Below are 13,658 nucleotides of genomic sequence, written 5' to 3' on the forward strand. Positions count from 1 at the left end.
AGTATCGTGAATGTAATAAAAAGCAGAACAGCTTTAGAAAATATTTGAACAAATTCTATTTTTCTTTTCTGAAAAGAGATATTTTACAGCTTTAAATTTCCTATGCATAACATTAAACATTTGTTTAAAAAACGATAAAGGATAGTTAAAACTCAGTTAACAGCCTTCTTCTACAGATACCGTTGCTTTGCAAAAAAAGTAATGATGGAAAACAACAACCAATTCAACAGAAGAAGATTTCTTAAAAATTCACTATTAGCAGCCGGAGGAATTTTTATTGCTCCTTTGATTGAAAGCTGCAGCGACGATTTTACTGAAAATGGAAATGCTCCTGACGATCTTAAAAACGGAGGCTTTGAATCCGGAGTAGCAAGCTTTGATCCAAGTGCAACAGGTATTATCATTTGGACAAGGTATTCTAAGGGAACTGATGCGGAAATTACATGGGAGATCAGTAAAAATAGCAACTTTTCAGAAGTGGTAAGAAGAGGTCAGGCCAATGCAACAGTAGTCAATGACTTTACGGTAGCGGTGGATGTACAGAATATCTCTTCCAATACCAAATATTACTACAGATTCTATAATATCAAAACGAAAGAAGTGAGTGTAACAGGGGAAACCCTTACTCTACCTTCGAAATCAGATGCTGTAAAAGAAGTGAAAATGGCAGTGGTATCCTGTTCAAACTTTCCTGCAGGACTTTTCAATGTATATGGAGCGATTGCAAAGTCTGAAGCTGACGTAGTGGTACACCTTGGAGATTACATCTACGAATATGCCCCGGGGCAATATGGAACAAATCCTTATACCAATCAGCTAGGAAGGGTTCATCAGCCGGCTAAGGAAATTCTTAACCTCAGTGATTACAGAGAACGATACAGGCAGTACAGAGGTGATAAAAATCTTCAGCTTCTTCACCAGAAGAAACCATTCATCTGTGTTTGGGACGATCACGAGTTTGCCAATGATACCTATAAAACAGGGGCAGAAAATCATCAGCCTAATGAAGGAGATTTTCAAGCAAGAAAAATGGCTGCTTTTCAGGCGTACAGCGAATATATTCCTCTTAAAACCGGGAAAGATATGAGAATTTACAGAAGCTTCAATTTCGGAAATATCGTTTCCCTTTATATGATGGATACAAGGGTAATCGCAAGGGATAAGCAGATGGAATATTCCGATTATCTTGATAGTACGGGGAATTTTAATCAGGTACAGTTTAAAACAGATTTCCTGAGTACCAGTAGAAAACTGATCGGAAGCGAACAGATGTCATGGCTGAGTTCCCAGATCAATGGAGATACTGCAAAATGGAAAGTACTTGGACAGCAGATTTTAATGACTAAAATGATGGTTCCGGCAGAACTTCTGATGTTACTGAATCAGATTTTGGCAGAAATAGCACAACACGGAAGCGCACAGCCGGCTACCATGCAGGCACTTCAGAATACGATCACTCAATTAATTATTCTTAAGACAAGATACCAACAGCAGGATCCGACATTGACTCCTCAGGATATTGCCAGAATCACAACTACTTTACCCTATAATTTAGATGCCTGGGATGGATATTTCATGGAAAGAGAACAGCTGTATTCCGTTCTTGCAGGAAAAAATGTAGTGGTATTGGCAGGAGATACCCATAATGCATGGTTAGGAAAATTAACCGATGCTCAGGGAAAATTTATCGGAACCGAACTGGCTTGCAGCTCTGTTTCTTCTCCGGGATTAGAAGGATATCTGGGAATCACATCTGATCCTGCAAAAGCAATAGAACTGGCTCAGGCATTTTCATTACTGATTGATGATCTTGATTATGCCAATCTCTATAAAAGAGGGTATCTGCATGTGAAATTTACTACCGGAAGTTCCGTGGCAGAATGGAGATTTGTAGATAACGTCATTTCCGATACGTACAATACAACGACAGAAAAAACATATACAATCTCATAGTTTCAATTTAATTATATCTTATTTTCAATTTGGTAGAAAGAGTCACGGTGTGCCACCGTGGCTCTTTTATATTATTAACTTTTTTCGTATCTTGAACAGATGCAAGAGGATGTAAGAAAAGATTTTTTGCCGTTAGTCTCTAAGCCATGGTGGTTCATGACCTGGTTAACCAGAACATTGGCTGTACTTTTATTATTGGTGATGTTTTTAGTGTTATTAGTATTACCGGTTATTATTTGTAAAAATATTGTAATGCTTGTTATAGTATCAATATTGTACTATCCGGCCTTAGGTTTTGGTTTATATCGTTTTATTCTTTATCAGAAGACGGTCACAAAAAGAGTAGTTAAAAGGATTGTGGTTGATGATAAAGGAGTTCATTATGAAAGAAAAAATGGAACGACAGATCATATTCTTTACCATAATCTGGAAAAATATCACCTTGCCGATGAATATGATGTAGATCTTAGCCCCCGAAATAAAATCTATGTATTAAAAGTAAAACACAATGGCTCTGTAACAGAGGTAGATTTTGATGGAGTGGATGCAGGTTACAGCTGCTATATTGTAAATCTCAGAGCTTTGCGGAGAAGATATATTCAGGGAATCATTTATTTCAGACCAGACCTGCGCATCAATCCTTCTGTTTATACTGCATATAATATCAATCCAGTAGATTTTACATTCGATAAAAAAAAGTATGGGACAGCGTTTGCGAAGACTTTAGCTGTATTGATCCTGTTAGGTTCAATATTGGGATGTATTATGCTGGGACTGGTTAAATGGCTTTCTAAAGATCAGATTTATTTACACTAAGAATCATCCGGTAAGAATTTTACAGCCGATTAAATTTATTTTCACTTCTCAAAATCTTATGCTTATATTTATTTTTCTTTTAAATTTTGTTATTCGATAACAGAGACTTGATTTAAAATTAATTGAAAAAGCAATGGTGGAAAATTTTATTTATTATTTAGGATTGGTCCTTGTCATTATCGGGGCCATTATGCTGGCCAATCGATTGAAAGTAGCCTATCCTATCATACTGGTTATTGCCGGACTTCTTATTAGTTTTATCCCTGGATTGCCGGTGTTAAAAATAGATCCTGAACTGATTTTTATTATTTTCCTGCCTCCGCTTTTATACGAAGCAGCCTTTGCCGTATCCTGGAAGGAAATATGGAAAATGAGGCGGATCATTACCAGTTTTGCATTCATTGTAGTTTTCCTTACAGCAATCACTGTTGCTTTTGTAGCGAACTCATATATTCCCGGCTTTTCACTGGCATTAGGTTTTGTGTTGGGTGGAATAGTATCACCACCGGATGCGGTAAGTGCCGGAGCCATTTTAAAATTTGTAAAAGTTCCTAAAAATCTATCTACTGTTCTCGAGGGTGAAAGTTTGTTCAATGATGCCTCCTCACTAATCATCTTCAGGTTTGCAATGTTGGCGGTGGCTACAGGGCAGTTTATATGGCAGGATGCAGCCATTAGCTTTGGATGGATGGTTTTCGGAGGGTTGGGAATAGGAGTTGTATTGGCTTTTGTATTTCTTGAAATTGAAAAGATATTCCCTACTGATGTCAATATGGATGCTATACTAAGTCTGGTTGCTCCCTATGTGATGTACATTGCTGCAGAAGAAGTTCACTCTTCAGGAGTACTTGCAGTAGTAAGTGGTGGATTATTTCTTTCCGTAAGAAGACATGAGATTTTCAGAACTTCACAATCCAGATTAAGAGGTTCCAATGTCTGGGAAAGTTTTGTATTTCTGATCAACGGAATTGTATTCTTACTCATAGGACTGGATCTGCCGGAAATTATGGTAGGTTTAAGCAAAGAAGGAATAAGTCTGTCTGATGCTGTCGGTTACGGATTGTTGATTACAGCGGTACTGATTATTGTGCGTTTGCTTTCTTCTTTTGGTGCCGTTTTCGTAACATTGATTATGAGGAATTTTATTAATGTAGCCGATAGAAACCCCGGAATGAAAGCTCCATTATTGATGGGCTGGACGGGAATGCGCGGGGTAGTTTCTCTTGCAGCAGCGTTATCTATTCCTGTAGTGATGGAAAACGGACAGCCTTTCCCACATCGTGATCTTATTCTCTTCATTACTTTCATTGTAATTCTTGCCACTTTGATTATCCAGGGACTTACCTTACCTGCTTTAATCAAAAAACTCAATTTATCTGATGCCGGAGGAGGATATTTGTCTGAGGAAGAATCTGAACATTTCTTAAGAAGAGAAATGCGCAAGGTAGCCTTCAGGTATCTGGATGAAAATTATAAAGAAAGAAGAAGCGAAAATGAATATTTTAGCAAACTGATGGACCGCTGGGAACAGGAAGATAAAGAAGACTCTATTCATAAGCTATCTGAAGAAGCGAAAGCCATTTATTTTGAAACCCTTGAACAGCAAAGAATCTGGCTTCGGGAAGAAAACAGACGCAACCCGAATATTGACGAAGAATATATAAGACATTATCTAACAAGACTGGACCTTGAAGAAGAAAGGCTCAGAATGTAAAAAATAAGGGAATGAATTTAAAAAAGCAGCTCGGGCAGTTTCCCGATGAAAAAAGAAAAGAATATTTCAATACACTTCCCAATTATCTTAATGGGAGGTTTCAGAATATATTGACAACACCTTCCTTATTAGAAGGAGAAAGCATGACCAAAGTACTTTTCCACACCCTATGTAAAGTGGAAAATACTTCACCCAAAACTGCACTTCCATTTGTAGTAACGGATCTAGAGAACCTTCAACCCGAAGAAAATGTTTTGATATGGTTCGGGCACAGTTCCTATTTCATACAGGTAGATGGTAAAAAATTTCTGATAGATCCCGTTTTCAGTGGAAATGCTTCCCCAATGCCGGGTTCCATAAAAGCTTTTCAGGGAGCTGATTATTACAAGCCGGAACATATGCCGGATATTGACTTTCTGCTTATTTCCCATGACCATTGGGATCATCTCGATTATACAACCGTTCAGGATTTAAAGAATAAAGTAGGAAAAGTCATTTGTGGTTTGGGTACGGGTCAGCATTTTGAATACTGGGGCTGGAGTTTTGACAAAATCATCGAAAAAAACTGGTGGGAAAGCATAGACATTGCAGAAGGTTTCAGAATCACGCTCACTCCGGCAAGACACTTTTCCGGAAGATTGCTAAACCGTAATATTTCACTCTGGACTTCTTTTGTTTTAAAGACACCTACGAAAAAATTGTTTTTGGGTGGTGACAGCGGTTATGGAAATCATTTTACAGAAATTGGAGACAAATACGGACCGTTTGATCTGGCCATCATGGAAAACGGACAGTACAACGAAAAGTGGCCGTATATTCACACGTTGCCGGATCAGCTTATCACAGAAATTAAAGAATTGAAAGCTAAAAACTTCATTCCTGTCCATAATTCCAAATTTAAGCTGGCACAGCACATTTGGTATGAACCTTTGGAACTGGCCACAAAACATGCAGAAGAAAACAATATACCGATTACACTTCCTATGATCGGAGAAAAAGTAAATTTAGATCAGTTGGGAACAATCTCCTGGAAAAAATGGTGGGAAGATTATATGTAATATTCTTTCTCATTTTAAAATAAGAAACCTGCCCATTACTGAGCAGGTTTCTTCCTTCTTATCAAAAAAATAATCACTACAAAGGCTCCTTATGGTTGACCTTAGTATGAATAATATCGTAAAATACAGATGGATTAGCTACATCTGGGGTAATTCTGTACGTAAATGTAGTTTCATTCAGAAGCAGAATATCCACAACACGTGTAAAAGTAGGCGTGGTAAGCGTTCTCTTCTTCCCATCCGGAGAAATAGACCATGTACCTTCAGATCTCAATACATCATTTAATCCGAAAATTTTAAAAGTTCCGTTAGCTTTGAAGTAAGAATATCCTACATATCCGGCAACACTGGCATCATTTAATGCAACATTATTTCCGCTCTTATCCTTAGCACCAGTCGTTTCCCATGGCGTGGAAGCTAATGTAAGCTGTCCATTAGTTGGTTCTGCATGAGAAGTTCTCGTATGGATGATGTCATAATATACAGACGGATCGCTGGAGTTAGGACGGATTCTGTACGTAAATTCATTTCTGTTTAAAATAAGAATTTCAACATCACGGGTGAAAATAGTCGTCCCATCCGGGTTCAATGCGGTAATAGTTCTTGTTTTTCCCTGTGCATCTACAGACCATGTTCCCATTGATCTCAGCACATCCGTAAGATTGTAAATAGCAAACTTTCCGTCTGCTTTGAAATAAGCAAAACCTACATATCCGGCAACACTGGCGTCTGTAAGTGCTACACTATTTCCACTTTTATCCTTAGCTCCGGTAGTTTCCCATGGAGTAGATGATAGTACCTGTGAGGGAGTCTGCTGTTCAATAATAATCTCATTATCATCACTTGAACATGCAGTGAAAGATGCTGATAACAGCACAGCTGCAGACAGATAACATAATTTTTTCAGTGTATTCATAAGGGTATTTTTTAAGTCTTTGCAAACTTATTCCTAATAAATATCAAAACTTTGTACAAAATATCTCTTTTGTTGTAGAAAACATAACAGATCAGGAAATAGAATGAAAGAAAGTGGTATTCACATGTATTTCTATTTAATAATCTCCATATTGATGTCAAAATAGGACTTTTGAATCGGCATAATTCCCCTCTTTTGGAGGGGTGGCGAAAATTCAAAGAATTTTGACGGGGTGGTTTTAATATCCCGAATAAAAATATATTTCTTACCATAAAAATTCATCAAAAATTCTATTTTTGAGTATGAGTAACAGAAACCGCGGAAAAAATACGGGTGATGATCCCCTGTTCGGTTCAGAGAAGCAGATCAGTAAACTGAAATTGGCTGTTGAGGATATGCGGTATCTTCTCACCAGAGAGTACCCGGAAAAAGCAGCTTCTGAACTGGTTGGAAACAGATATAGATTGAAAACCCGTCAGATACAAGCTTTGCGGGGAGCTTCAGCATCAGATTTACAACTTTACAACAGAAGGTTGAAACACGTGGAAGCTTTAGATTTAAAAGGAAAAACGGTTTACCTTGACGGTTTTAATGTCCTGATCCTGCTGGAAAGTCTGCTTTCCGAAGCTTATATTTTCGAAGGACTGGATGGCTGCATCCGTGATCTTTCCGGTGTTCATGGAACCTATAAAAGAGTTAATCAAACCCAGAGAGCAGTGGAATTGGTGGCTGCTTTTCACCAAAAAAATAAGATTCAGAAACTGGTATGGATTTTTGACAAACCGGTTTCTAACAGCGGAAGAATAAAACAGATTATTCTTGAATTTGCAGAACAGCATCAGCTCAATTGGGAAGGTGATCTGCAGTACAATCCCGATAAATTCCTGGCGGAAAGTTCAGAAATCGTTATTTCTTCAGATGCCTGGATTCTGGATCACTGTAAAGAATGGTTTAATTTGATTGGATATTTGATCACAGAAGAAAGCCTTTCTGTTAATCTCATCAAAACGAAGTAAATATGAATCTGTTTCAACCTTATATTTCTCTGTTTTCAGAAACATGGAAAAGCAAGTATAAAGCTATTTTAGCAGAAGAACATCTGGAAACTCTGGAGAAAAATATTCATAAGTTTAAGGAAAATATTTTAGAACTTCACCTGCCTTATTTTAATGAAGAAATAATCATTAACAGAAAAGAAAGCTTTGAAAAATTCATTGATATTCTTGAAAGTAATGATGCAGATGAGGTGAAAACAAAACTTCTGGAAGCAATTTCGTTTGAACATTGGCTGAATATTTTAGGCCAAAGATTAACCTCCGCAAGCATCCGCGATGAAAGTGCGATCCCATCTTTAAATACAATACTGATCAATGCTTGTCAGGAACCTTTCAATAGTGAAATTACCATTGCACAGAGAGCCTGGGAAAAACATATCGGAAGAATGGATGATGATTTCTGGGGCGAAATCAAAGGAAGCAATCAGCAGAAACAGGAGAAAGTAATGACGAAAATTCATGATATCCTTGACAACAGAACCTGGTGGAATGTTTTTTTTCATTACAAACATAAACTGGTTTTTGAAATCAGGGAAAAAGAAGGCCACGGCATCCGTTGGAGTCATGGAGGAACAAAATTAATTGGGTTTCTCGAAAAATTTATCAACGAATAAATACAGCATAAACATCTGTGTCATCTGCGAAATCTGTGGAAAAATAAAAACTATTTTTCATCCTCTTTTAACTGCGTAAAAACATTGCGCATTATACTTCTAGTTTTGCAGATATAAAACGGAAGCTATGAACAAATCAGATCAACAATTTTCAGCCGAAGAATGGGAAACATGTCTCAAGGTTTTGAATGCTCTGAAGGAAGATCCTTTCCTGAACCCTGATAACAAAATATTTTCAGGACTGATTACTAAGATTCATAAGAACGCCAAAAAACAAAGCCGTTATGAAAACTACTCTGAGATGAAGTTTCATGATCTGGCTGTAAATTCCAACTCTGTATTGATGCAGAAGGCTTTGGCGGGAATTTCTGCTTATTATGATAATGAAAAAGAAGAAGTACGGCTCACAAAACTTCAGATTCCGAAAAACTGCTACTGCTGTAACCAGAGCTATCAGTATGCACACTCTTTTTATTCCAGATTATGCCCTGTTTGTGCCACAGAAAACTATGAAAAACGTTTTGAAACGGCAGATCTTACAGGAAGAAACGTAATTCTGACAGGAGGAAGAGTGAAGGTAGGTTTTGCCACCGCATTGAAGATGTTGAGAAATGGGGCCAATTTGGTTTTGACAACCCGTTTTCCGGCACTGGTACTGGAATTGATGCAGCAGGAGGCAGATTATGATAACTGGAAAGACAGACTATGGATCTATGGTCTGGATTTAAGAAATCTGAAGGCGATTCAGGATTTTATAGACTTCTATAAATTTAATTTTGATACACTGGATATTCTGATCAATAATGCAGCTCAAACCATAAAATATCCTGATGAATACTATCTTCCGATTATAAAACGTGAGAAAGAAAAACTGATAGAATTTAAAGATATTCAAACCCTGATTCCTAATCAGACGGAAATTTCAAGTGAAACAGCAAAACTGGAATATGCCCATAATGAAGAAACTCAGATTGCGCTTACCCGTTTTGGACAACCGGTGGATAACAGAGAAAAAACTAGCTGGAATTCTACTTTGGAGGAAGTTTCTATGTATGAACTGGTAGAGGTAAACCTCATCAATCATATAGCTCCTTATTTTCTGATCAAAGAACTGAAGCCAATGATGAAAAACTCTGCGTTTAAAGAGAAATTTATCATTAATGTTACTTCATCAGAAGGAATTTTCAGCTACGAGAATAAAACGGTTTTTCACCCGCATACCAATATGACAAAAGCAGCTTTGAATATGATGACACTGACGTCTGCAAAAGAATTTGAAAACGATCAGATCTATATGAGTGCCGTAGACGTAGGATGGATTTCTACAGGAGCTAAAGAAAGTCTTAGAAAGAAACAGTTTGAGATGGGATACATTCCGCCGCTGGATTCAGTGGATGGTGCAGCGAGAATTCTGCATCCTGTCATAGAAGGAATAAAAGGGAATTACCTGAGTGGAGTTTTATTGAAAAATTATAAAGTTAATCCCTGGTAAAATCCATACGGAGATAATAGTAATAATGGAAAAATACATTTTGCTAAAATGAGTTGCAGGTTCGATTCCTGCTTATCTCCCAACTATTGAAACGGTAGCTCAACGGAGGAGCGCTGAACTGCCACATCGGAGGTTGCGTGTTCGATTCCCGTCCGTTTCACAAGAGTACACAGTTTACAATGAGAAGCTGTACTCCCAAAGTAAATTGGAGATAATAGTTTAAATGGAAAAATAATTCCTGCACAGAATGGTTGCGTGTTCGAATCACGCTTATCTCCCTAAGAAAATAGTGTATAATAAAAATTAAAAACAATGAACACATACATTGATATTGGCATTAATCTGACCAATAAACAGTTCTATAATGAACACGAAGAAATTATCAACCGCGCGTTGGACGATGGTGTAGAACATATGATTCTTACAGGAACCAGCGTAAGAGGAAGCAAAGAATCTGCTGAGATTGTAGAAGAATATCCGGAAATTCTATTTTCGACAGCGGGAATTCATCCTCACGATGCCCAATCGTTTAACGGCGAAAGTATCGGGGAACTCAGGAAATTATTAAAACAAGATCATGTGATTTCAGTAGGAGAGTGCGGATTGGATTTTGACCGTGATTTTTCTCCGAGACCCATTCAGGAAAAATGTTACAAAGCCCAGCTGGAACTTGCTATAGATGTGAATAAACCCCTTTTTCTTCATGAAAGATCAGCGTTTAAAAGGTTTAATGAGATCACAGATGAATATCTTTCCCAATTACCTGAAGCTGTTGTACATTGCTTTACGGGGACATTGGATGAAGCGAAGCTCTATCTGGAAAAAGGATTTTATTTAGGATTCACAGGCGCAGTCAGTGATGAAAAAAGATTTAAACACCTGGAAGACGTCATCAAATATGTACCTCTTGACAGAATGATGATTGAAACGGATGCTCCTTTTATGTTGCCGAAAAATATGCCCAGAATGCAGAACAGGCGCAATGAACCCTCTTTTTTACCTTATGTAGCACAAACGATTGCCCATCTGAAGAAGATAAGCATTTCCGAAGTCGCAGACGAGACCACAGAAACGGCCAGAAATTTTTTCAGACTATAAAAAAGAGCTCTACTGATAAAGTAAAGCTCTTTTTTTATAAGCAAAATTGTCTTTTCTTACAAATTCTTTATTGCTGATTCCAAAGCCAGTTCCATCATTGGATTCAAAGCTTTTTCTCTTTCGTCAGCAGAGATTTTTTCGTGTGTCGGAATGATATCCGTTACTGTAAGAATAGTTGCTGCATTTTTTCCTAAGTGTTGAGCATTGGCAAATAAACCGAAGGCTTCCATTTCTACTGCAGGACAGTTATATTTTGTAGCAATTTCCGGAGTCGCAGGATCTTTTCTGTAGAAAATATCACTACTGTGGATATTGATTGCTTTAGCATTTAAAGATAAATCTTTAGCTGTTTCATTGATGGTAGTAAAGATATTCCCCTGGTGAGAAAGGATTTCATCTTCAATTCCCCATGCATATTTGGCATAAGTACTTTCGCTGGCTGCTTTATCAATATTTAAAATATCAAAAAGTTTAAGATCTGTATTGTAAGCACCACAAGTCCCGATTCTGATGATCGTATCTACTTCATATTCTGTATACAGCTCAAAAGAATAGATTCCGATACTTGGGAAACCCATTCCACTGGCTCCTACAGTGATCTCTTTGCCTTTATAAAGACCTGTATAATAAAAAATTCCTCTGGTTTTGCTTACCAGTTTAGCATTTTCTAAATAATTTTCAGCAATATACTGTGCACGAAGCGGATCCCCCGGCTGCAATACTACTTTAGCAATTTCTCCTTTTTTTGCACTGATGTGAATACTCATAATGTTATTTTGAATGAGCAAAGATAATAACTTTTAGATTGTCTCCATGATTACGATAATGGAAACAATGAAGCCATCTTATATCAACAGAATATATAAGATGTTATCAATAAATACCTTAAATAATATTATATATGGAGTCTTTTATATAATTCAAAACGTAATCTGGTAAATACAAAGCAATAAAAGAATAATACGGAGCAGGTGTGGTGAAATCAGTCAGGCTAGTTTTGCAGTGATAAAACAATAAAATTTTTAGAAATGAAAATAGAGCATATTGCCATTTGGGTTAAAGATCTTGAAAAATCCAGAGCATTTTACCAGAAATATTTCGGAGCAGTTTCCAATGAAAAATACCATAATCCTGTCAAAAATTTTCAGTCTTACTTTTTAAGCTTTGAGAATGGCTGCCGTCTTGAAATCATGACCAGACCGGATATTAAAGAAAGCGAAAAATCTTATGAAGCTCAACAGTATGGAATCATTCATCTTGCATTCTCTGTGGATAGTAAACAAAAAGTAGATGAACTTACAGAAACATTGAGAAAAGATGGATGTGAAGTAGCCGGAGAACCTCGTACCACTGGAGATGGATATTATGAAAGCGTAATCCTTGACCCGGAAAAAAATATCATTGAAATCATAGCCTAATCCGTCATTGCGAGGAGCTTCAGCGACGAAGCAATCTCATATAGGTTGGAAAACGCAAAGGCAAAAGATTTTATTTCCGATAAAATTCAATACGAAGAATTGTAATTCTAATAAAGCAAATCACTGCGAAGTATCTATGCTGAAAATCTCAGATTTTCTTGCGCATTAAAACAGCATAACATTTATCATCTTTTGCGCCTTTGCGTTTTCCCACCCTTTAATTCCATATTTAACACGAATCTTCTCCTCAAAAATTTTATTCTCAACGAAATAATTTTATTTTTGTTAGATCATGGAAACCAAGTCACCGTTTTTAAACACGATCTTTTTGCTTCGTAAGGAAGAATGTATTACGCTTTTCTCAAGCTTACAGCAAATTTCCCCTCAGGAAGAGGTGGAAGCAGGAGATTATTTTGAAACAGAATTTGAAAAAGAAAGACAGGAGTTTCTATCCGACCAACTTACTTGTAACAAGGAAACTGCCGTCTGGGCCGCAAAAATTCTCTATCACAGCGCACAGCTTTATCTGATCAGAGAAAATACAGAGAAAAATATTGTAAATCTTATTCCCGCATTTAAAGGAAGCCGGGACGTTTCTTCTATCTTATCCGCAGACTTATCACTGAGGTTTCTACCACAGGTCATTGTTGCTTTAAACTCTGTAGATCCGGAAGATCCTTTGATTGCCATGCTGGAAGATATTCTGACACAGTTTCACTATTCAGGAATAGGGTACGATCTCGATCTTAAAAATGTAAATTGGAAGGAAGAATTGAAGGACAAAACTTACAGAAAATTATATCTGGAAAGAATTGTTGAGAAAAAAGATTATAAACTGGCGGAAATTCCGTTCATTAATAAACTAATAACTGCCGAATTCGGAATATACAAAGATGCATTCTGGCGGGAACTAAAAACGATAACCGAAGACCACAATGAAAACGTATGAGAAAGTATTTGAATTTTTAACTGACCCCACAAAAGAAACCTTCCTGAAATGCCGTGAACTGGTGATCAATGATCCTGAATATGATCCTTATTCCGAAGATATTGAAAACATCCAGAATTTACTCAATGAAGGAAAATTTGAAGAGGTTATACCATATGTAAATGTCAATATTCTATTAAGTCCGAGAGCACATATTTATAAATGTTTTGCGTACAAGGAACTGGGCGATGAAAAAGGAAAGAATATTGAAATGACAATCGCTCAGATTATTTTTGAATGTCTTGAAAAAACAGGAGACGGAACTAAAGATCCTCCCTATATTATTACAAGAATTTCGGATGAAAGAGATTTGATCAGACATCATCTCAATAAACAGGATGTATCACAAAATCTGGTCAAGGATGGAGATAAGATCATGGATGCGCTAACACTCGATGATGGAACTCTATTATACTTTGACATCAAAGATCCTTATCAGAGACTTGCTTTTTCATTCAGTAAAAGAAATGAACAGGCGGAAAGTAAAGATGAAGAGAAACCTCAAAAGAAAAAATGGTGGAAATTTTAATTTTTTA

General features: G+C 37.0%; 13 protein-coding genes. 11 read left to right on the plus strand and 2 right to left on the minus strand.

Annotated elements, in window-relative coordinates:
* Positions 1 to 201: 201 nt before the first annotated feature.
* From ACTJIP_RS20520 to ACTJIP_RS20535, 4 genes are all read left to right on the plus strand, one after another.
* Positions 202 to 1,953 (plus strand): alkaline phosphatase D family protein, encoded by a 1,752-nt coding sequence (locus tag ACTJIP_RS20520; RefSeq protein ID WP_077413900.1) that lies wholly within the window; start codon positions 202 to 204, stop codon positions 1,951 to 1,953.
* Positions 1,954 to 2,205: 252 nt separating this feature from the next.
* The gene (locus ACTJIP_RS20525) at positions 2,206 to 2,769 is read left to right on the plus strand and encodes a hypothetical protein (protein WP_180565163.1); all 564 of its coding nucleotides are present in this window, start codon (positions 2,206 to 2,208) and stop codon (positions 2,767 to 2,769) included.
* Positions 2,770 to 2,902: 133 nt separating this feature from the next.
* On the plus strand, positions 2,903 to 4,483 hold the full coding sequence (locus tag ACTJIP_RS20530; RefSeq protein WP_219072215.1) for a Na+/H+ antiporter: 1,581 nt from the start codon (positions 2,903 to 2,905) through the stop codon (positions 4,481 to 4,483).
* Between the two features lie 11 nt (positions 4,484 to 4,494).
* On the plus strand, positions 4,495 to 5,541 hold the full coding sequence (locus ACTJIP_RS20535) for an MBL fold metallo-hydrolase (protein WP_077413903.1): 1,047 nt from the start codon (positions 4,495 to 4,497) through the stop codon (positions 5,539 to 5,541).
* A gap of 76 nt (positions 5,542 to 5,617) precedes the next feature.
* Here the strand turns inward: ACTJIP_RS20535 and ACTJIP_RS20540 are convergent, their stop codons facing one another.
* Positions 5,618 to 6,457, minus strand: coding sequence for a DUF4822 domain-containing protein (locus ACTJIP_RS20540; RefSeq protein ID WP_440705034.1), 840 nt, complete (start codon positions 6,455 to 6,457; stop codon positions 5,618 to 5,620).
* Positions 6,458 to 6,759: 302 nt separating this feature from the next.
* Between ACTJIP_RS20540 and ACTJIP_RS20545 the strand changes: the two genes are divergently transcribed.
* The 4 genes from ACTJIP_RS20545 to ACTJIP_RS20560 all read left to right on the plus strand — a co-directional run bounded on the left by ACTJIP_RS20545 (position 6,760) and on the right by ACTJIP_RS20560 (position 10,716).
* A complete protein-coding gene (locus ACTJIP_RS20545) occupies positions 6,760 to 7,473 on the plus strand; it encodes a DUF434 domain-containing protein (RefSeq protein ID WP_175627193.1) in 714 nt (237 codons plus the stop codon).
* 2 nt (positions 7,474 to 7,475) lie between these two features.
* On the plus strand, positions 7,476 to 8,126 hold the full coding sequence (locus ACTJIP_RS20550) for a hypothetical protein (RefSeq protein ID WP_077413906.1): 651 nt from the start codon (positions 7,476 to 7,478) through the stop codon (positions 8,124 to 8,126).
* A gap of 127 nt (positions 8,127 to 8,253) precedes the next feature.
* On the plus strand, positions 8,254 to 9,618 hold the full coding sequence (locus tag ACTJIP_RS20555; RefSeq protein WP_440705035.1) for an SDR family oxidoreductase: 1,365 nt from the start codon (positions 8,254 to 8,256) through the stop codon (positions 9,616 to 9,618).
* 312 nt (positions 9,619 to 9,930) lie between these two features.
* Positions 9,931 to 10,716: a TatD family hydrolase gene (locus ACTJIP_RS20560; protein WP_180565166.1), complete on the plus strand. Its 786-nt coding sequence runs from the start codon at positions 9,931 to 9,933 to the stop codon at positions 10,714 to 10,716.
* Positions 10,717 to 10,772: 56 nt separating this feature from the next.
* Here ACTJIP_RS20560 and deoD read toward each other — a convergent pair whose 3' ends face one another.
* Positions 10,773 to 11,483 (minus strand): purine-nucleoside phosphorylase, encoded by a 711-nt coding sequence (deoD, locus tag ACTJIP_RS20565; RefSeq protein WP_077413909.1) that lies wholly within the window; start codon positions 11,481 to 11,483, stop codon positions 10,773 to 10,775.
* 261 nt (positions 11,484 to 11,744) lie between these two features.
* On the opposite strand from deoD, the gene ACTJIP_RS20570 reads away from it, so the two are divergent.
* The 3 genes from ACTJIP_RS20570 to ACTJIP_RS20580 all read left to right on the plus strand — a co-directional run bounded on the left by ACTJIP_RS20570 (position 11,745) and on the right by ACTJIP_RS20580 (position 13,651).
* A complete protein-coding gene (locus tag ACTJIP_RS20570; protein ID WP_440705036.1) occupies positions 11,745 to 12,134 on the plus strand; it encodes a VOC family protein in 390 nt (129 codons plus the stop codon).
* Positions 12,135 to 12,426: 292 nt separating this feature from the next.
* Positions 12,427 to 13,083, plus strand: coding sequence for a hypothetical protein (locus ACTJIP_RS20575; RefSeq protein WP_440705037.1), 657 nt, complete (start codon positions 12,427 to 12,429; stop codon positions 13,081 to 13,083).
* Positions 13,070 to 13,651 (plus strand): hypothetical protein, encoded by a 582-nt coding sequence (locus ACTJIP_RS20580; protein WP_440705038.1) that lies wholly within the window; start codon positions 13,070 to 13,072, stop codon positions 13,649 to 13,651. The genes ACTJIP_RS20575 and ACTJIP_RS20580 overlap by 14 nt, the downstream gene beginning before the upstream one ends.
* Positions 13,652 to 13,658: the final 7 nt, after the last annotated feature.

The sequence above is a fragment of the Chryseobacterium sp. 22543 genome (genome assembly GCF_052044565.1).
In the GTDB taxonomy this organism is placed as follows: Bacteria; Bacteroidota; Bacteroidia; order Flavobacteriales; family Weeksellaceae; genus Chryseobacterium.

Excerpts from the sequence above, each read along its gene's own strand:
- ACTJIP_RS20520 (WP_077413900.1), top strand. The coding sequence starts at position 202 with ATGATGGAAAACAACAACCAATTCAACAGAAGAAGATTTCTTAAAAAT.
- ACTJIP_RS20525 (WP_180565163.1), top strand. The coding sequence starts at position 2,206 with ATGCTTGTTATAGTATCAATATTGTACTATCCGGCCTTAGGTTTTGGT.
- ACTJIP_RS20530 (WP_219072215.1), top strand. The coding sequence starts at position 2,903 with ATGGTGGAAAATTTTATTTATTATTTAGGATTGGTCCTTGTCATTATC.
- ACTJIP_RS20535 (WP_077413903.1), top strand. The coding sequence starts at position 4,495 with ATGAATTTAAAAAAGCAGCTCGGGCAGTTTCCCGATGAAAAAAGAAAA.
- ACTJIP_RS20540 (WP_440705034.1), bottom strand. The coding sequence starts at position 6,457 with ATGAATACACTGAAAAAATTATGTTATCTGTCTGCAGCTGTGCTGTTA.
- ACTJIP_RS20545 (WP_175627193.1), top strand. The coding sequence starts at position 6,760 with ATGAGTAACAGAAACCGCGGAAAAAATACGGGTGATGATCCCCTGTTC.
- ACTJIP_RS20550 (WP_077413906.1), top strand. The coding sequence starts at position 7,476 with ATGAATCTGTTTCAACCTTATATTTCTCTGTTTTCAGAAACATGGAAA.
- ACTJIP_RS20555 (WP_440705035.1), top strand. The coding sequence starts at position 8,254 with ATGAACAAATCAGATCAACAATTTTCAGCCGAAGAATGGGAAACATGT.
- ACTJIP_RS20560 (WP_180565166.1), top strand. The coding sequence starts at position 9,931 with ATGAACACATACATTGATATTGGCATTAATCTGACCAATAAACAGTTC.
- deoD (WP_077413909.1), bottom strand. The coding sequence starts at position 11,483 with ATGAGTATTCACATCAGTGCAAAAAAAGGAGAAATTGCTAAAGTAGTA.
- ACTJIP_RS20570 (WP_440705036.1), top strand. The coding sequence starts at position 11,745 with ATGAAAATAGAGCATATTGCCATTTGGGTTAAAGATCTTGAAAAATCC.
- ACTJIP_RS20575 (WP_440705037.1), top strand. The coding sequence starts at position 12,427 with ATGGAAACCAAGTCACCGTTTTTAAACACGATCTTTTTGCTTCGTAAG.
- ACTJIP_RS20580 (WP_440705038.1), top strand. The coding sequence starts at position 13,070 with ATGAAAACGTATGAGAAAGTATTTGAATTTTTAACTGACCCCACAAAA.